This is a genomic window from Mucilaginibacter sp. (assembly GCF_965277465.1).
Lineage (GTDB): Bacteria > Bacteroidota > Bacteroidia > Sphingobacteriales > Sphingobacteriaceae > Mucilaginibacter.
Genome location: NZ_CBDICW010000001.1, coordinates 2,009,434 through 2,034,315, shown reverse-complemented (window position 1 = coordinate 2,034,315; position 24,882 = coordinate 2,009,434). Strand labels below are relative to the sequence as shown.

At 36.9% G+C, this 24,882-nt stretch carries 20 protein-coding genes; 1 reads left to right on the top strand and 19 read right to left on the bottom strand.

The features are described from left to right. Window positions 1–4 precede the first annotated feature (4 nt). The 5 genes from gmd to ACQY4U_RS09260 form a co-directional block, all read right to left on the bottom strand. Complete coding sequence (gene gmd, locus ACQY4U_RS09280; protein WP_428329110.1) at window positions 5–1,117, bottom strand: GDP-mannose 4,6-dehydratase; 1,113 nt, start codon at window positions 1,115–1,117, stop codon at window positions 5–7. A gap of 65 nt (window positions 1,118–1,182) precedes the next feature. After that, window positions 1,183–2,424 carry a WcaI family glycosyltransferase gene (locus ACQY4U_RS09275; RefSeq protein WP_428329109.1) on the bottom strand — a complete coding sequence of 414 codons (1,242 nt, stop codon included), beginning with the start codon at window positions 2,422–2,424 and terminating at the stop codon, window positions 1,183–1,185. Between the two features lie 7 nt (window positions 2,425–2,431). Continuing rightward, window positions 2,432–3,262: a glycosyltransferase family 2 protein gene (locus ACQY4U_RS09270; RefSeq protein ID WP_428329108.1), complete on the bottom strand. Its 831-nt coding sequence runs from the start codon at window positions 3,260–3,262 to the stop codon at window positions 2,432–2,434. Window positions 3,263–3,285: 23 nt separating this feature from the next. Next, on the bottom strand, window positions 3,286–4,377 hold the full coding sequence (locus ACQY4U_RS09265; protein WP_428329107.1) for an acyltransferase family protein: 1,092 nt from the start codon (window positions 4,375–4,377) through the stop codon (window positions 3,286–3,288). A gap of 26 nt (window positions 4,378–4,403) precedes the next feature. Then, window positions 4,404–4,955, bottom strand: coding sequence for a WcaF family extracellular polysaccharide biosynthesis acetyltransferase (locus ACQY4U_RS09260; RefSeq protein ID WP_428329106.1), 552 nt, complete (start codon window positions 4,953–4,955; stop codon window positions 4,404–4,406). Between the two features lie 358 nt (window positions 4,956–5,313). Here ACQY4U_RS09260 and ACQY4U_RS09255 point away from each other — a divergent pair, with 358 nt between their 5' ends. Further along, entirely contained in the window at window positions 5,314–7,716 is a 2,403-nt protein-coding gene (locus ACQY4U_RS09255; protein WP_428329105.1) for a glycosyl hydrolase family 28-related protein, read from the top strand. 31 nt (window positions 7,717–7,747) lie between these two features. On the opposite strand, the gene ACQY4U_RS09250 is transcribed toward ACQY4U_RS09255, so the two are convergent. The 14 genes from ACQY4U_RS09250 to ACQY4U_RS09185 all read right to left on the bottom strand — a co-directional run bounded on the left by ACQY4U_RS09250 (window position 7,748) and on the right by ACQY4U_RS09185 (window position 24,812). Beyond that, entirely contained in the window at window positions 7,748–8,926 is a 1,179-nt protein-coding gene (locus ACQY4U_RS09250) for a glycosyltransferase (RefSeq protein WP_428329104.1), read from the bottom strand. 9 nt (window positions 8,927–8,935) lie between these two features. After that, window positions 8,936–9,988: a glycosyltransferase family 4 protein gene (locus tag ACQY4U_RS09245; RefSeq protein WP_428329103.1), complete on the bottom strand. Its 1,053-nt coding sequence runs from the start codon at window positions 9,986–9,988 to the stop codon at window positions 8,936–8,938. Between the two features lie 110 nt (window positions 9,989–10,098). Then, complete coding sequence (locus ACQY4U_RS09240; protein WP_428329102.1) at window positions 10,099–11,187, bottom strand: glycosyltransferase; 1,089 nt, start codon at window positions 11,185–11,187, stop codon at window positions 10,099–10,101. A gap of 147 nt (window positions 11,188–11,334) precedes the next feature. Continuing rightward, window positions 11,335–12,687, bottom strand: coding sequence for a hypothetical protein (locus ACQY4U_RS09235; RefSeq protein WP_428329101.1), 1,353 nt, complete (start codon window positions 12,685–12,687; stop codon window positions 11,335–11,337). An 11-nt stretch (window positions 12,688–12,698) separates the two neighbouring features. Beyond that, window positions 12,699–13,784, bottom strand: a complete 1,086-nt coding sequence (locus ACQY4U_RS09230; RefSeq protein WP_428329100.1) for a hypothetical protein — start codon at window positions 13,782–13,784, stop codon at window positions 12,699–12,701. A gap of 100 nt (window positions 13,785–13,884) precedes the next feature. Continuing rightward, window positions 13,885–14,556: a CatB-related O-acetyltransferase gene (locus ACQY4U_RS09225; RefSeq protein WP_428329099.1), complete on the bottom strand. Its 672-nt coding sequence runs from the start codon at window positions 14,554–14,556 to the stop codon at window positions 13,885–13,887. A 7-nt stretch (window positions 14,557–14,563) separates the two neighbouring features. Beyond that, on the bottom strand, window positions 14,564–15,823 hold the full coding sequence (locus ACQY4U_RS09220) for a hypothetical protein (protein ID WP_428329098.1): 1,260 nt from the start codon (window positions 15,821–15,823) through the stop codon (window positions 14,564–14,566). A gap of 65 nt (window positions 15,824–15,888) precedes the next feature. Continuing rightward, window positions 15,889–17,043, bottom strand: a complete 1,155-nt coding sequence (locus ACQY4U_RS09215) for a glycosyltransferase family 4 protein (protein ID WP_428329097.1) — start codon at window positions 17,041–17,043, stop codon at window positions 15,889–15,891. Window positions 17,044–17,082: 39 nt separating this feature from the next. Then, window positions 17,083–18,459 (bottom strand): lipopolysaccharide biosynthesis protein, encoded by a 1,377-nt coding sequence (locus ACQY4U_RS09210; protein WP_428329096.1) that lies wholly within the window; start codon window positions 18,457–18,459, stop codon window positions 17,083–17,085. An 85-nt stretch (window positions 18,460–18,544) separates the two neighbouring features. Continuing rightward, window positions 18,545–20,935: a GumC family protein gene (locus ACQY4U_RS09205; protein ID WP_428329095.1), complete on the bottom strand. Its 2,391-nt coding sequence runs from the start codon at window positions 20,933–20,935 to the stop codon at window positions 18,545–18,547. A 10-nt stretch (window positions 20,936–20,945) separates the two neighbouring features. Further along, window positions 20,946–21,779 (bottom strand): polysaccharide biosynthesis/export family protein, encoded by an 834-nt coding sequence (locus tag ACQY4U_RS09200; RefSeq protein WP_428329094.1) that lies wholly within the window; start codon window positions 21,777–21,779, stop codon window positions 20,946–20,948. 233 nt (window positions 21,780–22,012) lie between these two features. After that, window positions 22,013–23,008 (bottom strand): acyltransferase family protein, encoded by a 996-nt coding sequence (locus ACQY4U_RS09195; protein ID WP_428329093.1) that lies wholly within the window; start codon window positions 23,006–23,008, stop codon window positions 22,013–22,015. A gap of 93 nt (window positions 23,009–23,101) precedes the next feature. Then, window positions 23,102–23,413, bottom strand: a complete 312-nt coding sequence (locus ACQY4U_RS09190) for a DUF3467 domain-containing protein (protein ID WP_428329092.1) — start codon at window positions 23,411–23,413, stop codon at window positions 23,102–23,104. 88 nt (window positions 23,414–23,501) lie between these two features. After that, window positions 23,502–24,812, bottom strand: coding sequence for a nucleotide sugar dehydrogenase (locus ACQY4U_RS09185; RefSeq protein ID WP_428329091.1), 1,311 nt, complete (start codon window positions 24,810–24,812; stop codon window positions 23,502–23,504). Between the last annotated feature and the right edge of the window lie 70 nt (window positions 24,813–24,882).

Here is a 24,882-nt window from a genome sequence, read left to right as displayed (position 1 = left end):
ATTATTATTCAAACTGGTTTTTAATAACGTAGCCTGAATCTTTTAAAAGTTTTTCTCGTCTGAAAAGCTCAACATCGGCAGCAACCATTTCGCTTACCAGCCCTTGCAGATCATATTTAGGTTTCCAGCCTAATTTTGTATTTGATTTTGTTGGATCACCAATCAATAGTTCAACTTCCGTCGGGCGGAAATACTTGTCATCAACCGATACTACTTCTTTACCTATCTCAACCTGGTAATCAGGGTTGCTACAGCTAACAATGTATCCTTTTTCGTCAACACCTTCGCCTTTAAATTCAACCACTATGCCTACTTCGGCAAAAGCCATGCGTACAAATTCACGTACCCTGGTTGTTACACCGGTAGCTATAACATAATCTTCAGGTTGTTCCTGTTGTAAAATCAGGTACATCGCTTCTACGTAATCTTTAGCATGTCCCCAATCTCGTTGGGCATCTAAATTTCCTAAAAACAACTTATCCTGTAAACCCATAGCAATTTTAGCGGTTGCACGGGTTATTTTACGGGTTACAAAAGTTTCGCCGCGTAAAGGGCTTTCGTGGTTAAACAAAATACCGTTACAAGCATAAATACCATAAGCCTCACGATAGTTTACGGTGATCCAGTAAGCGTACATTTTTGCTACTGCATAGGGTGAACGCGGATAGAACGGTGTAGTTTCTGACTGTGGCACAGCCTGAACTAATCCGTATAATTCAGACGTTGATGCCTGGTATATCTTTGTTTTTTTGGTTAAACCCAATATCCTGATAGCTTCTAACAGCCTTAATGTACCAATACCATCAGCATTAGCTGTATACTCAGGTGTATCAAAACTTACTTTTACGTGCGACATTGCACCTAAATTGTAAATTTCCTCAGGCTGTACCTGCTGAATGATGCGTATCAAGTTGGTTGAATCGCTCAAATCGCCGTAATGTAATATCAGGTTCTTATTTTCAACGTGCGGATCCTGATATAAGTGATCTATCCTATCGGTGTTAAAAAGGGAACTTCTTCGTTTAATACCATGAACTTCATAGCCTTTTGATAACAATAATTCTGTTAAATAGGCCCCATCCTGACCTGTGATTCCTGTTATTAATGCTTTTTTCATAAAGAAGATGTAAAATTAACGCTTTTCATAATTGTGAAGTATTCAATAAAAATATACTTTTTTTATTAATTTAAAAAATTACAAGTAAAATCTTTCATAATATTATCAATGTTCAGATAATCTATGGCGTATTGACGTGCATTTTTTCGTTTTTGTTCTATTGTATTATCGGCCTGTATATCAAGTATGGCCTGCAAAAGCAAAGGGCCATTTTCGGGCTCAACCAAATATCCAATGTTATATTTTTTCGTTAAATTATATAAAGATGTATCCTTGGGTGCAGTAATAATGCTAACCCCGCCAACAGCCAAAATAGTGGTTAGTTTTGAAGGCATAACCAAATCGCTCGCACTATGTTTTTGCAAAATCAAATGAATATCTGCCAGGTTCAAAAACTCATTAAATACTTCCTTATCCTGAACGGGTAAAAAGAAAACATTTTCAAGTTTCTTTTCGGTCACTATATTAATCAATTTCTCTTTATACGGCCCTGAGCCACAAATAATAAACTTGATGTTTTTTTTATCGGCCAAACTTTCGGCTGCCTGTAAAATTGCTTCTAAACCTTGTTTTTCGCCAATAGCACCTGAATACTGGAAAATTATATCATCTGCTTTATATCCCCATTTAATTTTCAGCTGTTCGCGTTCGGTTATTGGGTAAAACTGGTTAACTTCAACCCAGTTAGGAAAAAAGAACACATCCCTGCCTGCTTTAGCCTCAATTTTACCGATCATCCCTTCGGAGATACTGCTTATAAAATCGGCCTTGTTTAAAATATTCTTTTCAATTTTATATAACCTGCTGAACAGTTTGTCGCTCGAAAGCATATTCAGATCCTGTGCGGCTTCGATTTGCAGGTCCTGTACATGATAAAGCAACTTGCCACCGGTAAATTTTTTAAGCATTGTTCCCAAATAGGCCAAATGAAACGGTGGTGCTATAGTTATTATCAGGTCAAATTTTTTCCCTGAAAGAATAAACTTAAACACAATCCAAATCATGGAAACCCAAAAAGAAAAATCCTGTAAAATTCTCTTTTTACCGGTTGGATTTGCAGGTACATATAAAGGGCACCTGTAAACTGTTAAACTTCCCGAACCTACGTTTTTCTTTTCTTTTTTATACCATACATTTTTGTAAGGTGCCTGAACTTTCCAATGCGGATAATAGGGAAATGTGGTAATAACCGTACAGTCATTTCCGTTAGCCGCCAGCCAATTCATCATCTCACCATTATACTTCCCGATGCCGGTAGGCTCAGGGTAAAAATTGTGACTTATTAATAGTATGCTTTTATTGCTCATTAATCCCTTATTCGCCTACAGACGCTTTATCTAACAATTCTCTTGTTCTTAACACAATAAAATATTCGTAAATTGACTGCAGTGTAGCATAAACTACCCCGGCATGCCCATCAAGAAACGCTCTTTTCCAAATTACCATATAACACCATTTTATAAAAGGCCTGCCGGGCAACTTATAAAATATTCCTTTTTGGTGATACCGTTTTTCGGTAAAATCTTTTGCAAAGATGGCTTTTCTGAAAGAAAACTTTACACCTGTACCGATATTTTCAAGCCGCATGGCTGCTTCCATATCAGCATAAGATAAATGCCTCGAGATCCAGTATTTGATCCCTTTACTAAAAGGATAATGATCTAAAAACCCTGCTAACTTTGCAACCGGACCATCAGGTATTGAAAGTGGATTTACCAGCCTTTCGTAACGCATTTTTTCGGGACGGAAAAATCTTAAATAAAATGGCGAAATCTGGGCGTGTTTAAGCCAGGTACCATCCCAGGCAAAATCCCGTCTTTGTATTTCATAAGCTACTACTGTACTGTTAACCAGATCTGCACTAAGTATAGCCTCTTTTAATCCAGGTGATACACGCTCATCGGCATCAATATACAACACCCAGGGATACTTAAAGTTTATATTTGCAAGCCCCCAGTTTTGGTGTGCCGACCAGTTATCAAATTTTCTTTTAGTTACGTGCGCACCCGCAGCTTCAGCAATTGCTACTGTTTTATCATCACTGAATGAATCAAATACATGGATGTCATCACACCATGATACCGAATTAAGGCATCCCGGAAGATCATTTTCTTCGTTTTTGGTAAGTATAAGAACAGATATCATTTATATTTTTTCAGTTGAGTAGTTTATTTAACCAGGGCCATTTTACCGCCTTTTGGCTTTACTGATGCTTTTCCTTTTAAAATTAAATCCCGCATCCATTTATAGTATTTAAGTTCAACAAGGTATGAGTACAGCAGGCAAATGGCAAAACCCACAATGAACTTTAAGTAAAAGCCGTTTAAAAATGATAAATAGCTGGTATCGGTAACTAAAAAATGATGGCTTACGTACATCACATATGAAACAGGGGCAAAAAACTTAAACGGACCAAAGGTGATATTAAAAAATTTCCAATTAAACTTATTCCATAAAATAGCCAATAGAATTACAACAATAGTGAAACCAAAATGCCTGACTTCTAACTTAGGGCTTATGCCAATACCTTTTGCTAAACCATTATTACTGTTAAAATATGCATTAATCAGTAATGCAAACAAGCAAGCCCCTAATGTTAATAAGGAAGCTTTCATGTTGCTGATAGAAAAAGTTTTTTTGGTAAGGTAAATATCTGCTATTTCTACACCGCTCCACCAAATGGCGAAGTAGATTAATAACCTGTTTATAAAAAAAGGATAAAAGATATAACTGATGCTGCTCAAAATTGCCAATATAAACACAACAAGGGTAGCCTTTTGTTTAAGTTTTGTGATGAAAAAATAAAATAGCATATAAAACCACCACTCGTAAGATAATGACCACAGCGGATCATTATTTAAATAAGGCCCGCATATAACGTTTAATTTTAAGGAGGGAATATCCTGCAACATAAACAGGTTGCCTAAAAGTGTTTTCCACTCTGCACCAATAAAGCTATGCGCATAATAGCTAAGCAAAAGATAATTGGTTATAAAGACAACTATTAAAGGGATATAGATACGCAAAAACCGCTTGCTGAAATAGTCGGAAAAAGTCTTGTTAGCTGAACGTTCAAACGAGTATTTTATAACAAAGCCCGATAGGATGAAAAACAAGATAACCGCCTCCTGACCATATTTGAACAGAAAGGAAAAGTTATAATTCCCAATTATTAAGCCTTTGCTAAAAGAATGATGCAGCACCACATATATTGCTGCAAAACCTCTTACGGCTTCTAATTTTAAAAGCTTATTTTTCATTAACTAAAGGTATTGCTGATGCATTTTTAAATATCAGTTATTAATTTCCTTTGTTTTATAGGCTTGCAGGGATGACCGGCACACACCATCCACTCGGGCATATCGTTAGTTACAACTGATCGTGCACCTATTACGCAACCCTTACCAATTGTTACCCCGGGATGAACAAATACTTCTGCTGCTACCCATGCATAATCGCCAATAGTAATTGGGAATGTCAATAATGGGTGCCCCGGTAAATTATAATCATGCGTACCTGTACAGATGTAACTGCCCTGCGATATTACTGCTCTTTTACCCACTGTAATCTTCCCCTGCGAATAAAGCTCAGCTCCATTTGCAATACCACATTCATCGCCAAGCTCAAGGTTCCAGGGGGCCCAAATCTTTACCCTGTTGTAAACATGCACACCCTTCCCTACTTTGGCGCCAAAAAGTTTAAGCAAAAATGTTCGCCAGCTAAAAAGTGGCTTAGGTGAATAAACAAAAAATATGGCGTAAACAACTCCCCACACTAATCGTAAAATCCTGTTGCTTAATGAAAAAGAAGGCCCTGTAAAAGTATCCTGGTTACTCATTAAAATATTAAAAATATTAACTACCGTTTATAAGGCAACTTATTATAATAAATACCAACCTGATCAAAACTTAACTGCTGTAACAGGTTCCTGATTATTATATGGATATATAAAAACCGGCATGGCTATAAATTTTATATTTAAAAATTGCTTTTATAAACTTACAATTGATGCAATAATACCAACTAATTGTCAATTATCAGTAAAATTCCTTCAATAATAATGCTGTTTTTTTGCATTATACATTTTTTATAGCACAAAAAACTACAATAAATTAAATTGATTGACTAAAGCTTTTAAATCAATTTTCACGTTTTAGTGTTGAAACAATATATTTGAAAATAACCCCATACGTGCCATGAACAATTACATTAAGGACCCCCTCTCGTATTTCAAGCTAACAATCATTTTATTTTTACTGCCAGTATCATTCTCAGCATTTTCTCAAAGCCAGACTTCATCTGATCAGTCGCCCCAGATATTTCATGTAACCACTGCCGAAACCCATGCGGGCGACGCTGTTTTGATAAGAGGTGAATATTTGGATAAGGTATCAAAAATTGAAGTTTGGGCACTAAGTAATGATATTGTTGACAATACATTACCCAGCTATGTTCCCTTACCGCATGAAGATGCTAACTTAGATTTTGCCGGTACAAACCGAAGAGCCAAACCAACCACACCAGCAACCACTACCCTGGTTGATTTGGTACAAAAGAACAAGCAATCCGTTAAATTCGTAATTCCTTCCAGTTTGCGAGAAGGCGTATACGGCGCTAAAGTAACCGACCTCAACAATCACACCACTACTTTTTATGTTAATATACCCATTGTAAATTGGGTAATATGCGAAGAAGGACTTAAAGCCATTGCCGGAAATTATTTGCGCATTCAAGGTAAAAACCTATCCATAAACGGCACATTAGGACAGGTGGTATTAATAGCAGACAATGGCGGTGCAGCCTATCGCTGTAAAGTAAAAAAAGCTTTTGATAATTTTTCTGTTAGTGTTGATGTACCGGCAAACGTTCAGCCTGGTAGTTATGCTTTGTACTTTCACAATGGTATTGGCGGCAAAACTGCCTGGAGCGAGCCACTGAAGGTAAGTGTGATACCCGCGCCTGATAACAGCAATGCCGACCGCACATTTAACGTAAAGGATTATGGTGCTGCGGGAGATGGCACAAATGATGAAACCGCAGCTTTTAATAAGGCCATTGATGCGGCTGCGCAAAATAATGGAGGTACCATTTACATTCCGCGAGGAAGGTATATGCTAACATCCGAATTAAAGCTACCAGTAAACAGTACGCTTAAAGGCGAATCACAAACATTAACCCAATTGTTTTGGAACTCGCAGAACTGGGCAGTGGGATCATTACCCAACAGCTTAATAAGCGGCACCAACCACTTTGCCGTTAAAGATTTAAATATTTGGGCATCACGTGCCTGGGGGGTAATTGTTTCGGGCGGGCCATTAAATAAGCAAGGCAATATAACGCTTGAAAATCTGCTGATCAGGCAATCAACCGAGATGAGCAGTAAAGTATATTCAACCAAAACCTATCGCGATGCTTTAGAGGCTGAACTTAACAGTAAATGGTTAAGTACGGGGATCGTATTAAGCGGCGAGAATGTTAAAATAAGAAACTGCGACATCAATATTAGCGGTATGTTTAATTTTTTAGGGGGGATAAGCGGCATGATCCAGAATTGCAAGTTCACCATGAACCAAACCGGTGTTAACCAGCCGTACATGATCACCCATCCTAAAGGATTGATATTTGAAGACTGCTATAAACAAATAATAGGATTTGGTTATGGATCAACCATTGATGAAAGCCATGACCTGTACGAGGCCCGTAACATTATCCCCTACAACTATGTTAACAACCGAGAATCAATGACGCTTGATGGTGGCAGCGGGGGTTACAGCGGCAACATTATCAGCGCAAGCGGCAATAAAATTATTTTAACTGCCCAGGGTCGTACCAACCAATGGGTTGCTAACAGGTGGAAAGGCGGCGGTATATTTATTATTGATGGCAAGGGCGCCGGTCAGTTTCGCCGTATTATAAAGCACGGGCTTGATACGGTTTACATTGATCAGCCTTTTCTGGTAAATCCCGATTCATCGTCTGTTATCAGTATCACTACCATCAGAAAAAATTTGTTTTTTGTTAACGATGAAGTATCAGATGCCGGGGCTTTCCAATTTTACGGATCAGCACAAAACTGTGTGGTTTCCGGCTTAAAAATGCAACGAAGCGGGGGGATAGAATCAAGAGGTGCTCTGGTATATAACGGAAAACAACCTAACTGGTATATTGATATTGACAATTGCACTTTAACCGATGGCAATTACAGTCATTTTTTGGGTAATAATGATAACCACTCCGGGTATCAGAGTATCACCATAACTGGATTGGCTGGCTCCGGGCTTAATATCGGCGCTTTGGTACGCCGTAATACTTTAAGCGATTTCTCATTCATCCAGGTTGTACCGGGTACTACTCCAAGGGCCATATCAGATTTAATTGTGGAGGATAATACCATTACAACTGCTGTAAATGCCATATCATTAACAGGTACAGGCAACAATATTGCCAGTATATTTATTCAAAATAACCATTATAATGGAGTTACCAGACAAGTTGATATTAATAAAAGCCTGAAAGTTAATGACTACTTAATACAGCGTGACGGAACGCCTGATACAAAGGAGAAAAAAATAGTTAAATTCAGAGCGATAGCGCAGTAGCACTTAAAATAAAGAAGCAATGGTGTAGTTTTTAAGCTAATAAGGCAGCAGCCATTTTTTTGCCTGTTTCAACAATGCCAAAGTTTTGAGTATAAACCTTTTTAGTATTTAATTGCATAGCATCTTTTTGACTTGGTGATAAAGCCATCCAGGTTTTAAATCCTTCCCTCATCCCACCTGCGGAATCGGCAAATATTATTCCGGCCCTCCCTGTGCTTATTTCAGTAAAGATATTAACCTGGTCTGAGATAAGTACAGGCTTACCGCAGGCCAAAGCTTCTACAACGGCGATACCGAAATTTTCCTGGTGGCTGGGCAAAACAAAGGTTTCGCAACCATAAAATGCACCCCATTTGGCCATCCCCAAAAGCATGCCCGGAAAAAACACCTGCGACCTCAACAATCCGGAATTATCAACCCGGCTGGCTATCTCTTTTCCATATTCGGTATCAAGCCCGGGGCCGGCAACAACAAGCATGGGTACATCAGCTTCACCCAAAGCAAACAGCTCATGATATGCCTCAAGCAAAAGGTCAACTCCTTTTTTAGGGTGTATCCTGCTTAAAAAAAGAAAATATGGTTTATCCTTAACCTGCGGACATAATTTAATAAACTCACTTAGCATTGCAGGCTCATAAACCGGTGGAGAAAGCACCCCCAAACTAACCACAAAAGTTTGTTTTGGCTTATATGGGCTAAAAGAAGTTGCTGCTAACATTTTTTCCTGTTCGCAGGTAAATAGCAATGCATCTGCCGAGTTAACTAACTTTGATTCAATTAGTTTCCAGTAAAAATAATTCCTGATAGCTTTCAGGCGGCGGCCTTCTGCTTTTTGAAAATAGGGATCTAACATGCCATGAGGCATTACATATAGCTTAGGCTGCTTACTCCCTTTTAATGATTTAATTGCTTTTAAAACAGCAAAACCATGATATAACCACAAACCATGAACAATAACAGCATCATAATTTTTAAGATTGGCTTTTAACCAGGGTAATAAGAGCGGGCTGTAGCTCCAGGGGTTACCGCCTGTACCCATTGTATGGGTGATAAAGCTATCGTTCCAGTTTTTTGCCTGCCCTTCAGCATCAACGCTTACAACCTGATTGGTTATTTCAAGATCGTTGAGCGATTTAACAATGTTTCTGACAGCCTGACTTACGCCCCCCTGCTCAGGATCCATTGATGTAATTACATGCAATATTTTCATACGGTTAACTCAATCGGCAACGTTCAATTGTTTTTGCAGGCAAATATTTTCGTAAACATACTGGGCCCACTTTTCTACCGTCCATAACCTGCCAAGTGTTTCGCTTGTTGCAGACATACTGCTAATACGGGCATCGGGCATATCCGACATTAGCTTCATAGCCCTTGCAAATGATGACTTATCAGGATTAACAATATACCCGTTTTGGCCATCCCTTATATAAAAGGTACTTGCACCTACTTTATAAGATGAAATCATACTTAAACCTGCCAAAGCAGCCTCATGTACTACAACACCCCAGGGTTCGGTATAACTTGGTAACAGCAAACATTTGGAACTTAAAAATACCTGTACCAACTCTTCGGGCTGTAAAAATCCAAGCATCTTTACCCCTTCAATATTAGCGCAAAGATTACTTAAAGGGCCTGTACCACAAATATAAAGATCCCAGGGGTTGGCCGTTGTTTTTCGATACGCAACGTAGGCATCTATTAAAATATCAATCCCTTTAACATCAACCAGCCTTCCAACAAAAACAAACCTGTTATAGCGTGGTATTGATGCTATATTATCAAACCTTGCGCTGTTAGCACTATAATATCCCTGTAGTGGGTTTTCATATCCTAATTTGCGGGCAAAGGTAGCCTGCCTGTCGCCAGGTACAAAAAAATTATCAATCCTGCTCTTTAAAAAAAACGGTGAGATCAGTATGCCTAAACGTTGCTTTAACGTTCCTTCCCACTGCCCATCAAATGTTGAAACAACAAATGCTGATTTTTCACGGCATTTTTTTGCGATAGACATATAGGAGTTGTAATTCCATGATGACATTATCACTACATCCGGAGCAAACTCCAAACAAAGGTCATGAATTGATTTATCGTCCTTTTTATCAAAGGCGATAGCTTTTTTACAGAATGAAAGATCAAATTGTTTGTAAGGAGCTTCGTTTTCTACGGGTTGGTAAACAAGCAATAATTCTACATCGTGCGATAAACATAAATACTTTAGGCATGCAACTGTATAGTCTGCAAGAGGGGCCCATAAAGCAAGTAATTTCATATATATTTTATGCTGAGATTTTAGTTTTACTATTATTCTTGCAAGCTAAAACCTTTTTTATTGCAAAATAAATAATTTATCATCTATTATTTCAAAGATATACAAATTATTTAATTAGCTACCTCCTTATATGAATTAAAAGCAGACTGTATCATATTATCCATTTTTAGGTTATTAACCACATATTTTTTTGCGTTATTACCTAATAAAATTATTTCCTCGTCGGTTATTGCAGCTGAAAAATCAACCATTGATTGCACATCATTAAATATTAAACCATTGTAATGGTCTTTTATATTGCTGTACTCTACACATTGTAATAGCCCTGCTGATCGCTTAAATGTAAAAATCGGTTTTCCATAAGCCATCGCTTCCACAATTGATAAGCCAACCCACGCCGGTTGAAAATAAATATCAGCGATAGAAAAAAGCTCACTTTTCTTGGTTGTATCGTATAACGCACCAAAATCGTAAACGTTTGAATATTTTTTAAAATCGGGTTTAAATTTACCGTCACCAATTATTATAAATCCGCAGCGGTCTTTATCGCTTAGCTTTATAAACTCTTCCAGCAAATCAATTCGCCTGTTAACCGTGTTAAATCTTGCACAATAAATAAAAATCCTGTCCTGATGGATGCCGTATTGTTGTTTTAATTTTACTTTATCTGCCTTTGGCAATTGTTTTTCGGATGCGGTTATCACATCAACATCTGATATGGTATTATTTAAAGAAACGGCTTTGATATTGGGATAAATACTTTTCCATAAATTAAGTTCGTGCTCGGTATAAAACCATATCCCATCGGCCATGGCTATCATCCATCCCAATAAAAAATTAGGTTTCTTTTCTTCCTTTAAAAACCGCTTAACCGATATGCCATGTCCCCACAAAATTATTTTTTTCCGGTGAAAGGGTTTGGTTAATAATAAAAGCCAGGTTGTTAAATGAGTGAATGTAAGCATCAATACCAATGTATCGTACTTTTTATTGAAAAAAACCGAAGGGTTATAAAGGATGAGCGATTTAAATTTTAAAGCCGGAATACCCGTAACTTTAACATCACCATTTTTATGATTAAGTGAATTTGCCTTTTTTGCTGTTTCGTAACAATAAATATCAGTGGGTACCTTTCCGTTAAGTCCTAAAAAGAAATCTTCTCTATAGTGCAAAACGTAAGGATGTAAAACAGCAATCATTAAAGTAGGCGGATAAGTATGAAAACATTAAATTTAAGAAAAAAACTGACCAATAAATAAATTTAAAAGAGCCTAATAAAATTGTTACATGAATACTTGTACAACCTGGGTGTTTATTACATTGGTAATTTTAAATTCTTTTTAGCTTTAAGAGGTTTTAATATTTAAATATTCACTTACATCAAAACTATATATAAGTCTTTTACCTTCGTGAATTGAGTCAAAAGCAACTGCTGTTCCATCGCCTTTCCAGCGGGGGTGCAGATCGCAGTGCAAACCACTGCGGTAAAACGCCATTTTTTCAATACTAAAGGCTTTTAACACTTCTGGATCTATTCCTGATAAGGCATTTTTGGCTTTACTTATATCAGGCTTATCATCAATCATTTTATACCGGCCAAGTTCAATTTTATTATTGGTACTGTACTGGTATAAATAAAGTTGCCTGATGCCCTCTTCGTTAGGATAAGTATCACAAACCAGCCAATCGCGATTGGCCGGGCAAACCATTGGGTGCCCGTCTTCTGTCATTTTACCGGCAGCAAATGTTTCACACTTTTTTTGCTCATCATCGCTGATCAGTAACCAATTAAAGCCACTGTTTCCGGTACTTGTTTTATTGCCTTTCTTCCGCAATGATTTAATGATCTTTTTTGCGTAAAAAATAAACCCTGAGGGTAGTAATCTATATATTAATGATCCGCGAAGCTTTTCAATATTGCTTCCGGTACGGCCCCAAATCAAAACCGAGTTATCGTCTTTCCAGTCAAAATGACTTAAAAATCCAGCTGATAAGCATCTTAAACCTTCGCCATTAGTCCCTATTGTCATTAACCGGGTAGTTTCTCCCCCATCTTTCAGTTTATATCGATGCAAAAAAGCTATCCTATCTTGTTTTGGGTTTAATAATAAATGGGTTATATAATGGTGCTGTCCAATATTTTCGGTCGTTTCAAAATTTGCAATATCCTTTATTGATACAAGCAGGGTTGCCTCCTCCGTATAAATATTATGTTTTATAATACCTGCATCAGCAGGGGCATTGTTAGCTGCATTTTTATCAGCTAAACCGGTATATCCATAGCCACCTACGCGGTGTAAGCGCGCATAATCAATTCCAAATGCCCAGCCATCATTAGTAATTACATGGGTGGGGTGTTTAAGCGTTTTAACTAATTTTAAAGCTTCTGTATCATACACTTTTGAAATCCAGGTATCAGTCCCTCTGTCATTTATAATATAAGTATTTGAGTCGCCTATCCATTGCTGCCTGGCGCCCTGCGGATAATTATAAGCAAGTGTTGAACCCAATTTAATAAATTCACCTGCCTTTATAAAACCGGTATCGATAGGTTTAATACCATCAGGCGGGGTGCGCATATCATCAATACGCAATGCTAAAATCTTATCGCCCCCGCTGTTCCAGGCAACAAGGTCGTGAAAACCAAAAAAAAGGTTTTCGTTTTCAATATTGAGAGGGGTTAAAGCATATGCAGACATGGCGATGAAGTTTATTTGTTTGTAGACTCTAATTGCGAAACGGCTGTTGCCCAGCTATTATTTGAAAGATTATCAATTGCAAAGTTCCTGGCACCTGTTTGTACCGATCTTATATTGTCGTCGCTTAATTGATTGATCTTTAAAAGTAGTTCCTTTAAAGATGGTTCATCATAATCACAACAAAAATAAACATCCGCATCAAGCGTGGGATAGCTTTTGGTTGAAACAACTATTTTTTCGTGTAAAAAGTATTCAATAATTTTAGATGGAAAATTATATTTATTACGCCCCATAGAAACATCCCTTAGTGATAATACAAAATCAACGGAATCCAAAACCTTCACATACTCCTGGAACGACAAATAACCACAATATGTAATATTGGGATATTTTGCTGCATACTCATTAATAAGCTGCTCACTCTCTCCTATTCCGCTGATAAATAAGTTTAGTGATGGGGTATTTGAAAACGTTTGCAAAGCCAGCTCAATACCTGTGTATTTACTTAATGAGCCTGAAAATAAAAAATTATTTCTCTGGATTGGCCGAATTGATTTCTGCTTTGGCAAATCACCTAATATCCCAGGCTTTACAATAACAGAGACTTTGCTGCCAATCATATCTTTGGCCTCAAAACTTAAGGAGATTACACCATTTGAATAACGCATAAGTTGCAAGGCTACTTTGTTGCGGAAAAGCTCGGGCGTAAAATCAGCTAAAACAATGAAACACTTTTTGCGGAACAATAACCGGAGAACGCTGTAAATAAGTATTACCTGTGGGGTAAGGTTATAGAACCAGATATTGTTTTCGCCCCTTTTAATAATACTGAAAATGATTTTAAAATTTTCGGCCAGAATGTTCAGTGCTTTAAATACTGATCTGTTGGGAAACGAGCGGCTGGCTATGTATTCAATTTTATCGTTTTCAAAATCAAAGGCAAGTTTTTCTGTTACCGAACTTAACTGATATGCATATACATGTGTGGGTTGTATGGCATCTATAAAATTAAAACAGAAGTTAATACCTGCCTGCGATGCTCCTTTAATATCTACTACCTTATTTTTAGGAAATAACTGAGCAATGAATATTGACATATTACTATAGATGTTTAATGTTATGGAATCTATTATGTTTTATAAAGGATAATTAAGTTAAAACACTCAATTATACCTGTAGGCAGTATTGCAAATACTATTATAAAGCTGTGGCAGTAGTATTTATTTCACTAAGCTGCGCTATAAAAACTTCCGGATTATTTGAATATTTTGAAAGCTTTGTCAAAATATCGTCCGAGGTTTCCCACCACTTTGATGCTATAATTGCTTTAGATGTTGCAGGCTCAAAGCGGTACCTTATAATTTTTGCAGGCACTCCTCCAACTATTGCATGGTCGGGCACATCTTTGGTTACAACTGCTCCTGCTGCAATTACCGCCCCGTTGCCAATTTTTATCCCGCCTAAAATAACAGCCCGGCCACCAATCCAAACGTCGGCGCCAATTTCAACACCAGCTTTATCTTCATAAGGGTGCTTTGCGCCAAACCATTTTGCACTTGGTACCTCATCTGTATAAAAACCCGGGTATGATGATATAAAATCAAGCGGATGGGCGGCCAAACCACACAAAACATCCATACCTATACTTGAAAACGGACCGATTTCAGTTCGTCCAAACTGACAATTTGTTCCTATATATGTATTTCTGGCTATTTTGCACGAACCTAATTGAGTTCCTTTTGAAATATTAACACCATTACCTAATTGAGTATCTAATGATATATTTGAAGCAAAAGCAACCTTAGCACCAGGAAACTTAAACCTGATTATGGCATACCTTAAAATCTTTTTCAAGAAAAACTCGGCCATATTTAAATTAGTTAATTACTATTACCGTTTTCATTATACCTACGTACATTAATAAATTATAAACGGAGGTTTCCGGTATACCGTAAACAAAAGCATCCAGCACCTTTATAATTATCAATATGCCAACAATCCTGGTAAAGGGATCGGCATATAGCCTTTTGTCTTTTTTAATTTTACGGTAGGCACTCACCATCATCCATATTACAATTATTATATATGGAACGCCCCATCTAAAAGCCTCATTGGCCCACCCTAATTCAATACCGGCCCTATCAATATATGCAAAGTCATCACCAAAAGTACCACTTTGTACAAACGATTGGTAAGTTCCAAAAACACCTTTACCTAATAATACGTCGGTTACCTTAAAATTTGAAAACGCATCAACGAGGATGGATGACCGGGAATTACCCTCCCAGTAAAACAGCTTAACAAAATCACCATTCTCGGCAAAATCGCTCAATGCTTTTACTAATGAGCCTGTTTGGTATTTATCAGCAATTGAGCTATCCTGTACATTTGATTTGGTTGTAAAAAAAGAAAACACACCTAAAAAGTAACAGGCCAATAATCCAACTATTATATTGTAGCCTAATTTTTTCTGGCCGTTCTTAAAAAATGCTCGGATACCGCCAACTGCAAAATAAAATCCAACTAAGGAGTATGAACGCGACCATATTTTAGCACCTACGAAAAAGATAAAAATAATGGCTACCCACCCCAAAATGGTACTTTTTTTATTGGACGGATAAAAAGCCAGTAACGCTACTGGCACAAAACAGTTAACAATAGCGTTTTGCCCCAAGCCAATAATACTTTGATTGTTTGTGGCCAAACATAACGCGGTAATAACACAACCTATCGGGAACGAAAAGTAAGCATAACGGTATAAAAGATAATAACCATCGCAATACTTGGTTAACACGGCTAAGCTTAGAGCTATTATGGGCAATTCATAAAAACCACCGTAAATAATAAAGCCATCAATAAAAGTTTTAGCTTCAAAACGCTGGGTAAAAACATCAATAAAAATCCGGAGCAAGGGGTAATAACATAAAACCCATAGTATGATTCTTGCTTTTTTCCAGTTTATGCTTTTTTTGTATTCGTTAAATACCTGAAAGCTCATAACCAGGGCGTAAGCCAGGGATATAACCGTTATATATTTCAGTATAAGGCTCGAAAATACGATTCCCAAAAAAGAAAGCAACGCAGTTAATGAACTTGCGATAAGTATTTTATAAGCCTGATTATATTGTTTGTTCATGAACACTTTTACACCTGTGAAATAATTTACGGTTAATAACCGTCACTACCTGAAACTATTATAAACTATTTTACCTTATCCAGTAATTCGTTACAATAGTTTTCCCAAGTTAAATCATTACGGGTAGTTTTTAATGATTTATCCATAATATCCCAAATCTCGGTACTATTAAGGATATTAATTATATTTTGAGCAGCAGCATTATGATCTGCTAAGGGAACTATAAATCCGTTAACCCCTTTGTCAATTAAATCTTCGGCGCCAGTATTTGGTGTAGCCACTATCGGAAGCCCGCATTGCAATGCTTCTGTTAAAACATAGGCCAAACCCTCTTCAAATGATAGTAAGCAAAAAACAGAAGCTCTTTTATATTTTTCATACAGATCCTGCCCTTTTAATATTCCCCATTGCGTAATCCACGGGTAATCCAAATCAGCATCTTGTATACCGCCGTACTTGCCACCCACCAGCCAAAGTTCAGCATCCGGAACGGTTTGTCTAACAACTTCCATTGCTTTTACTAATACCCCAACACCTTTTCGCGGGCTAATCTGTCCTACAAATAATACCACATTTTCCCTCTTAACATTTACCTCTTTTAAACCGGCAAATTTATGCATACTAATTGCATAGGGTATTTTCAATAGCTTATCAGGGCTTACGCCGTTATCTGTAAATGTTTTGAGTACATAACTTGAAGGCACTGTTATTTTATCAGCAAGTGCATACTCTCTAAGTTCGCGGTCTATAAAAGCATCCGAATTAGGCTCCCAATGTATATTATGATATTTAGCAGCTTCGCTAACCAGTTCTATATTTGCAATGGTATGCGTTGACACCTTATCAAGTACCTTAGGTATTGACTTATACTTTTCTGATTCAAAAATTTCAAGGCTGTTACCTGTATATCCGATAAGCATATCGGTATCGTTCGGTATAAACCACTTGGCTACTTTAGGAAAAGCAGCATGAATCCATGAGTCCTTTTCCTGTATCTTAAGCAATCTTAAAATAGTTCTGTGCAGGCGTTTTATAACTTCAAAAATTGGCAGTCCTATAAAGGCTTCGTTACCTATACCATATTTACGCGCTATTGAACGCGGATAGGTTGATATAAGCATGCGCAATCTTTTTTGCTTATATAATTCAGCAGCTATGTCAAAAGCATGAAACTTTCCATTAATTACGATAGTAATCTTTTTCTTTTTTTCCGATTCCATAGTCATATTATACTGAATTGAATTTTGTTAAATTATTGGCTAAGTAGCTTTTTTTGAAGCCGTGAATTTTTTCAATAATGCCGGAGCTGATTTAACTTCATTAAAAATACCAGTAATAAACTCACCCATTGAATCATTAGTTAGCTCTAAAGATTTTTTAATTACGTAAGGTATAAGTATTATATCAGCAATAAGCGTTGATAGCGCCGCCCCTTCAATACCTAAGAAATAAGATAGAAATAAACATGCTACCACTGATAACAAAGTGCCAATTAAATACCGCTTGGCAAGCCCTTCGTGGTTGTTTGTGGCCATGTGCACAACACTGCTTGTATACCACAATACATTAAAAGGAATTGGAAGTAAAAAAACAATAAGCAAACCTTCAGGAAGCTGGAGTGATTTACCCACCCACAAATGATAAAGTGCCTGGCCAAATATAGCCAGCAATATAGCGCCAAAGCAGGATACAAAAATCGAGATCCCTACACCTGCCCTATGAAGCTTAGCTGCTTTTACAATATCGTTTGATCCAAATAAGAAATTCAACTCGGGCCAGATAGCCTGGTTTATTAGCTCCATACCCTGGTTAAGTGTACGCACCAGCGTACGGGCTGTTCCAAAAACGGCCACAGCAGCAGGGCCTAAAACACCTTGAATAATTAACAGGTTACCCTGAAACAGTAGTGCGTTACCTAACGGGAAAGCCTGGAACGCTAATCCCTTTTTAAACAACTCCCTAAACCTGTACAGCTGGACGTGTTTAAATGAAAATGTAATGATGGGTAATATAAGCCTGCTAACAACACTGTAAAAAAGCACACATACCAAAGTAGACATTAATAAGCCAAACCCTAAATAGGCAAAGTTATTAGTGAAGTGAAAGGTTATGATTATAGCCACTAAATCGGCCCAGGGGAAAAAGCTTGCTATAATAACCGATAAATGTGTTTTGCGTGCCGCCCTGAAACGACCCAAAAATGCATCGAAATAAAAAGAAAGAAATATTGAACATATCAGCCATATTACAGCATAAGTAACTTCGGCATGCCTGTTACTTGATATATTCAAAAATGATTCAATCGGGACAAAAGGAACTATTAAAAAAGTTAGCGCAGCACCAACCAACCCAATAACGGTTACTAATGCTATCGTAGTTGAAAAAAAATCTTTGGCCTTATCAACATCCCCAGCGGCAATTGCCATAGGTATCTCGTTAGCTGCAACATCGCCAAAACCAATATTAGCCAGTTTAAGCCATGAAGCTATTGATGATAACACCAACCAAAGGCCATAATTATTTACACCTAAGGCCGAAAGTATTAGTGGAACTTGTATTAACCTAACTAATATGATGGAAACTTTACCCCAACCGCCAGCAAGCGCATTACGAAATACGGCTGTTTTTACCTTCATATAAAATATTTTGAATAATACGCAGCAACAATGATCACAAATAATAAGTTTACTGTTACTATTAATTTACTATATAATAAGTCTATTATTTAAATAACCTACTAAAAAAGCCGCCTAAGCCTGTTTTTTGTTTAGTTACATTTTCGGCATAGCCATAACCGTAGCTATATCCATAACCGTAGCCGTAATTTTGTCCATAGCCATAACCAAATGCACCACGAGGTTTTAATCCGTTAAAAATTATATTTACCCGGTTAAGCTCTTTACTTACAAACAAGTGATTTATTAGTTTTAAGTAAGCCTTTGGCGTGTAATCGTGCCTTACCATGTAAAAGGTAGCATCACTATGTTTATTTAAAAGTTTTGCATCAGTAACCAAACCAACAGGCGGTGAGTCAATAATAATATAATCAAACTTTTCTTTCAGTTCAGCCATTAAGCCCTCAAGTCGGCCATTCAGAATTAACTCCGTTGGATTTGGTGGTATTGCCCCAGCTGATATAACAATCAGATTAGCTACATCAGGCACCGGTTGTAATATTTTTTCGGTTGTGGTAAGGCCTGCCAAATACTCTGTCATACCAGGATTTTTTGGCATGCTCAGCATTGAAGTAATTTTTGGCTTTCTTAAATCGAACTCAATTAAAACAACCTTTTTACCGGTTAATGTAAGACTTACTGCCATGTTAATAGCTGTAAAACTCTTTCCCTCTCCTGATATTGATGAGGTAAATAATAATGTCTTTTTATTATTTGGTATGCCCAAATAATCCAATGAAGTACGCATTGCTCTAAATTGTTCGGCAATTACCGTTCTTTTTCCATCCTTTATCGCTAACCGTTCGCCAGTTGGATCAAACATTATCTCTGAAATAATCGGGGTCCTGGTTTCTGATTCAATCTCAGTTCTGAAAAGTACCCTTGTGTTGTATTGTTCTTTTATAAGGATATAAATTGCACCGATGGCAACACCTATAAATAACCCGAATAAATAAATAACGTAAGGTACCGGGCTAACTGGTGTACCGCTTGATTCGGCAGCATCAACTAAACGGCTATCAGCAACAGCAGAAGCGTAAGAAAGTGCTGTTTCTTCACGTTTTTGTAAGAGGAAGGTATAGATACCGCTCTTGATCAATTGCTCCCTGCTGATCTGGAGCAAATTACGCTCCTTTACTGGTACACTTTGTATTACTGAGTTATATTTAGCACTTTGGCCCTGTAATGAGCGTTCGGTGGTTTGTAATGTTTGCTTTAAATTTCTAACATTTTCCAGAACACTTGGTTTGAGCTGTGCTATCTGGCTTTGAACTGATTGTATAACCGGAGAGTTTTCGCCCGATGTTTTACGCAACCTGTCTAACTGCAACTCTGCATCATATAGTTTTTCAAGCAATTGTAAAAGGATAGGATCAGTTATGCCTAATGTTGCAGGAACAGTGCCCGGACTATCATTCTTTCTGACAATGTATTTTTCTATTTGATCTAATACCGACTCCTGAATATGGATTTCTGATAATTTTTGATCAGTAACACCAACATTGTTCAGGAACATTTTGCTTTGTTCAGATATATCTGCTATTCCCTCTTTTGATTTATAGTTTTCAATCGTATCCTCAACTTTTGACAGTTCGCCAGAAACCAGCTTTAAACGTTCCTCAACAAAAGCCAAAGTATTAGCGGCTACAATGTTTTTATCATCAATACCAGCTTTGTTATAAACCCGGATTAAGTTATTTAAAATAGCTTCGCCGCGTAAAGGACTCGGATCTGTTAATTTTAAATAAATAACTGTTGATTGTTTTGATGTTGCAGAAACCTCCAGGTTTTTAAGAATAGTTTTGGTTAATAATTTTAATGGTATAAGCCTTAAGTAAAGTTGCTTTTTTAAAGTAAAGGTACTAAGGCTATCTTTATTAATATTAACCTGGAACACCCCAAAAGGCGTGTGAATTGGAACATTTGTAGCGTATTTTTTATTTTGAATAGTTATAGAACTATCAGCTGCTGAGAAACTGATAGGTATATTTAAAGGCGCCTTAATATCATCAGGATTTAAAGCGATAAACATAACCGGCATGGAGGGGTAAGATGCTACATCCCTGAAATTACCTTTTTGATATATTTGTGCGTACAGACCCAAATCCGTTACCACTTTTTTCATAAGGGTACGTGATTTCAGGATCTCTATCTCGTTTTCAACAATCTTTTTTGAACCAAAAACATCCAGTGCATCCAACACCTTTGATTCAGCTGCTGAACCTTTGTCTTCATCTTTCAATAAAATACCTGCTGCAGAACTGTACATTGGTGTTTGATAGCGCAAATACACCCAACTTGCTGATAAACAAACTACAATGATGATAACAAACAGCGGCCAAAAAGGTACGTAGCGGTATAAAATTAAATTAAGTATATTTTGAGACTCTGGCTGTTCAAAATTTGCAGACGCATCATTATTTTTATTATAATCCATTAAATTAAAATCATTTAGTTTTCAAATAGGTAGCAAAAACAATTAATAAGGACAATGTACTTATTATAATAGGAAGTATCTGGGTTGAACGGTCAGCAGATGCAGCCTTGGCATTATTTGGTTCAACATATAAAATATCCTGATTTTTTAAGTAGTAATAATCTTTATTAAATATCTGATCGTCATTCAAACTAAAGCGCTTGTAAATGCGCTTATCACCATCCTCACGAACAAGTAATATGTTATTTCGTTTACCAAAGGGGGTAAGGTCACCCGCCTCTCCTAATGCCTCCAATACGGTAATGCGCTCATTAGGTACAGAGATTACACCCGGCCTTCCAACTTCGCCTAATATGGTTATTTTAAAATTGATGATCCTTACAGATACAATAGGATCAATGGCAATTTTTTTGGTAGTTAGCGTTTCGGTTATTTTATCTTCTAATTGTGATTTTGTTAAACCTGCAACTTCCATACGGCCAATAAGCGGTATTTTAATATTTCCGGTTTCATCAACTAAATAACCGCTCAGTGATCCGGGTGATGAACTACTGGACGATCCTGTTGACATACCCGCACCTGCAGATGAATTATCTGAACCCATATTAGCACCATTTAAAATTTTAGTGGTGGTTTCATCTAAGCTCCCGATAGTTATTTTTAGTATATCATTTTGGCGTATTGTTACCTGCGAAGAAGATAACTGCATTTTTGCAATACTATCTTTTGGTACGTTAGTAAAGTAAGCCAGCTTTTTACTATTAACACATGAATTTAAACTTGTGATCAAAATAAACCCGGAGAGTAACATCAGAACTAAAAAAAAAGACTTCCTTTTTTCCATATATTAATTTTTCATTAAGAATTACGCAGATAGATGCGGTTTAAAATTTTTCGATAAATGTATAAAATATAATTAAACTAACCAATTATTAAGAAAATAAAAACAAATATGCGTTTAAATTGAAAATTTCAAATACATCGAGACTAAACCTTTCCTTCAGGGTTTAGTTTTATTAATTTTTCTTTTTTTTTAAGTTTTAATCTGGGGGCTTGCTTAATTGTCTTTAAAATTATTTATTCGCCTAATAGAGCCGCCTTAAAATATTTTATTTTCCGTACTACTAATGTAAAGGCAATTGAAATTATAAAAATTACCCCGGCTATTAATATTTTATTACCCATATTATAATAAACTGCTATATGCTGTTTTTTTAATAGCGACACAAAAACCTCAAGGAATAAAAAGTGGCAAAGGTATATTCCGAACGAAACCGTTAAAATAGGCGCCACCCAATCAGGTAGTTTAAAGCTCAATGGCATCCCTATAGCTATCATAAACGCACCAATACCAACAAATTGATATAAAGAGAAGGCTTTAATAATATCAGGACGAATTGTATTGCAATAAAACACGATCAGCATTAAAAATAATCCTATAAAAACAAACCTGAGATTAGTAACTGAATTTTGCACCCTGGATGAAAAATAAAACCCCGATACAAGGATTAAAAATATAGCTATCGGCGGTGTAACTCCCGGGCATTTATAATAATAACCTAAACCTAAATATAAAACTGGTACAGCCAATAATAAAAATCCTACTCCTTTATTTAAGTATGCTTTTGAAAACAAGATATGTAAAGAAAGGCAAAGCAATTGCAAGGCTACCAACTCCGGAAGATAATATAGCTGTACAGCGCTTCCGCCATAAAATACAACTTCTAAAAAAGCAAATGAGTGGCTGGTACCTACCATAGCTTTTTTAACCAGGTAGAGCGATACATAGATAACTGTCCAGGCTATGTATGGAATAAGTATCCTGAACCACATTTTTGACAGTGTTTCATTAACCGTATTACGCTTTAAGTTTGAGATAAAATAGGTGATTGAAGCAACATAAAAAAATGGCACGCATATCAATACTAAAAAATCACCAAGTGTTGTTGCAGCATCTGTGCTGCACGGAACATGAATTACAATAACACCAAAAGCTGCAAAAAGCCTTAAAAACTCTACAGACAAATTTCTTTTACCCGTAGATTTTACCTGTGGCTTAATTGTACTTACCATTTTAAAAAAACTTGCTTAATCTATATTATTCAGTTAGATGTTAAAACATCATGAGCGGTCAATTATTTAAAAGATATTAAATAGATAAATTCGTTAAGCCTGTCCAACAGTTCCGCCAAAATTCATCGGGAAGCCCGAAGGATCCTGTTGTATTTTTATACGGCCGTTGTTTGCCTCAAATTTTTCAATATTATCTTCTAATGCTGTCAGTAAACGTTTAGCATGTTCGGGAGTCAATATTATCCGTGATCTTACTTTTGCTTTGGGCACGCCCGGCATAACCCTGATAAAATCAAGTACAAACTCAGAGCTTGAATGCGTTATGATTGCAAGATTTGAATATATGCCCTCTGCAATTTCTTCTGATAGTTCAATATTTAATTGATTTTCGTTTAGTTCATCCATTTTGCTGCTAAATTAAATAAAGCTTGTCATTATAATGTAAAGTACGTTAAATATTAACATATAGCAATCAAATAGTTACATATAGTAGCTATAATCGCCCGTCAACCTTGCTCCTGTCCAATATGGCCTTTGTATCAAAAATTACTGTTTTTGCATTGCTGATTCCCGCCAGATCCAACGTTTTAAATTCATCGTGTGCTACTGCGAGTATAATGGCATCGTACAATATATAGTTATTGGTAATGGTGCTAATATTTTTTATAATTTCTAAATTGTATTGTTTTTTTACCTCAGCAGGATCAGCATAAGGATCATAAATATCAACCTTGAGACCAAACTGCTGCAGTTCGGTGTAAATATCTATCACCTGCGAATTGCGGATGTCGGGACAGTTCTCCTTAAATGTTATCCCTAATATAAGTGCCCGTGAACCATCAATGCTGTGCCCCTTTTTTATCATTAGTTTGATAACCTTATTGGCAACAAAAATACCCATGTTATCATTTACCCGCCTGCCCGAAAGAATAACCTGCGGATGGTAACCCAATGATTCGGCCTTATGAGCCAGGTAATAAGGGTCAACCCCTATGCAGTGCCCTCCTACCAGGCCGGGTTTATACTTTAAAAAATTCCATTTAGTACCTGCAGCAGCAAGTACATCATTGGTATCAATACCTATCAGGTCAAATATCAATGCAAGTTCATTTACAAAAGATATGTTAACATCGCGCTGAGCATTTTCAATAGCTTTTGAGGCTTCAGCAACTTTTATGCTGGGTGCCTTATAAGTGCCGGCTACAATTATTGAGCTATACAGCTCATCAACAAAATCAGCAACCTTAGCCGTGGAGCCTGATGTTACCTTTACAATTTTGGTGAGTGTATTTACTTTATCGCCGGGATTGATCCGCTCCGGAGAATAGCCGCAGAAAAAATCGGTATTAAACGTTAAGCCCGAGTGCTGTTCCAGCACCGGCACACAATCCTCCTCGGTACAGCCGGGATAAACTGTTGATTCATAAATTACTATATCATTGGGTTTTAATGCTTTGCCAACCAACTCAGAGGCATATAACAGCGGCTTCAAATCAGGCGATTTAAAGTGATCTACCGGCGTGGGTACGGTAACTATGAAAACATTACAGGTATTGAGTTCCTGTGTATCTGAAGAGAGCTGAAGGCCTTTATCAGCCATAGTTAAGGCCAATACTTTGTTAAGGGCATCAATATCTGCTTCGTTGGTTTGATCCCTTCCGTTTAAAAGATCATTTACCCTGTTCAGGTTAATATCAAAACCACAAACTTTATATTTTTTAGCAAATTCAACGGCTAATGGCAAACCTACGTAGCCCAAACCAATAACGGCAATTTTCACATTCCTTAAGTCAAATTGCTCCATATAGTACAAGATACAGCTTTAAATGAAATTTAGATGAATGGCAGAAGCTGAGGCCCTAAAAGACCATAGT

Bases quoted from the DNA above. Each gene is read 5' to 3' on its own strand.
- gmd (WP_428329110.1), bottom strand. From the start codon at position 1,117: ATGAAAAAAGCATTAATAACAGGAATCACAGGTCAGGATGGGGCCTAT.
- ACQY4U_RS09185 (WP_428329091.1), bottom strand. From the start codon at position 24,812: ATGGAGCAATTTGACTTAAGGAATGTGAAAATTGCCGTTATTGGTTTG.
- ACQY4U_RS09200 (WP_428329094.1), bottom strand. From the start codon at position 21,779: ATGGAAAAAAGGAAGTCTTTTTTTTTAGTTCTGATGTTACTCTCCGGG.
- ACQY4U_RS09235 (WP_428329101.1), bottom strand. From the start codon at position 12,687: ATGTCTGCATATGCTTTAACCCCTCTCAATATTGAAAACGAAAACCTT.
- ACQY4U_RS09225 (WP_428329099.1), bottom strand. From the start codon at position 14,556: ATGGCCGAGTTTTTCTTGAAAAAGATTTTAAGGTATGCCATAATCAGG.
- ACQY4U_RS09270 (WP_428329108.1), bottom strand. From the start codon at position 3,262: ATGATATCTGTTCTTATACTTACCAAAAACGAAGAAAATGATCTTCCG.
- ACQY4U_RS09275 (WP_428329109.1), bottom strand. From the start codon at position 2,424: ATGAGCAATAAAAGCATACTATTAATAAGTCACAATTTTTACCCTGAG.
- ACQY4U_RS09215 (WP_428329097.1), bottom strand. From the start codon at position 17,043: ATGGAATCGGAAAAAAAGAAAAAGATTACTATCGTAATTAATGGAAAG.
- ACQY4U_RS09265 (WP_428329107.1), bottom strand. From the start codon at position 4,377: ATGAAAAATAAGCTTTTAAAATTAGAAGCCGTAAGAGGTTTTGCAGCA.
- ACQY4U_RS09240 (WP_428329102.1), bottom strand. From the start codon at position 11,187: ATGATTGCTGTTTTACATCCTTACGTTTTGCACTATAGAGAAGATTTC.
- ACQY4U_RS09260 (WP_428329106.1), bottom strand. From the start codon at position 4,955: ATGAGTAACCAGGATACTTTTACAGGGCCTTCTTTTTCATTAAGCAAC.
- ACQY4U_RS09255 (WP_428329105.1), top strand. From the start codon at position 5,314: ATGAACAATTACATTAAGGACCCCCTCTCGTATTTCAAGCTAACAATC.
- ACQY4U_RS09220 (WP_428329098.1), bottom strand. From the start codon at position 15,823: ATGAACAAACAATATAATCAGGCTTATAAAATACTTATCGCAAGTTCA.
- ACQY4U_RS09230 (WP_428329100.1), bottom strand. From the start codon at position 13,784: ATGTCAATATTCATTGCTCAGTTATTTCCTAAAAATAAGGTAGTAGAT.
- ACQY4U_RS09190 (WP_428329092.1), bottom strand. From the start codon at position 23,413: ATGGATGAACTAAACGAAAATCAATTAAATATTGAACTATCAGAAGAA.
- ACQY4U_RS09210 (WP_428329096.1), bottom strand. From the start codon at position 18,459: ATGAAGGTAAAAACAGCCGTATTTCGTAATGCGCTTGCTGGCGGTTGG.
- ACQY4U_RS09245 (WP_428329103.1), bottom strand. From the start codon at position 9,988: ATGAAATTACTTGCTTTATGGGCCCCTCTTGCAGACTATACAGTTGCA.
- ACQY4U_RS09195 (WP_428329093.1), bottom strand. From the start codon at position 23,008: ATGGTAAGTACAATTAAGCCACAGGTAAAATCTACGGGTAAAAGAAAT.
- ACQY4U_RS09205 (WP_428329095.1), bottom strand. From the start codon at position 20,935: ATGGATTATAATAAAAATAATGATGCGTCTGCAAATTTTGAACAGCCA.
- ACQY4U_RS09250 (WP_428329104.1), bottom strand. From the start codon at position 8,926: ATGAAAATATTGCATGTAATTACATCAATGGATCCTGAGCAGGGGGGC.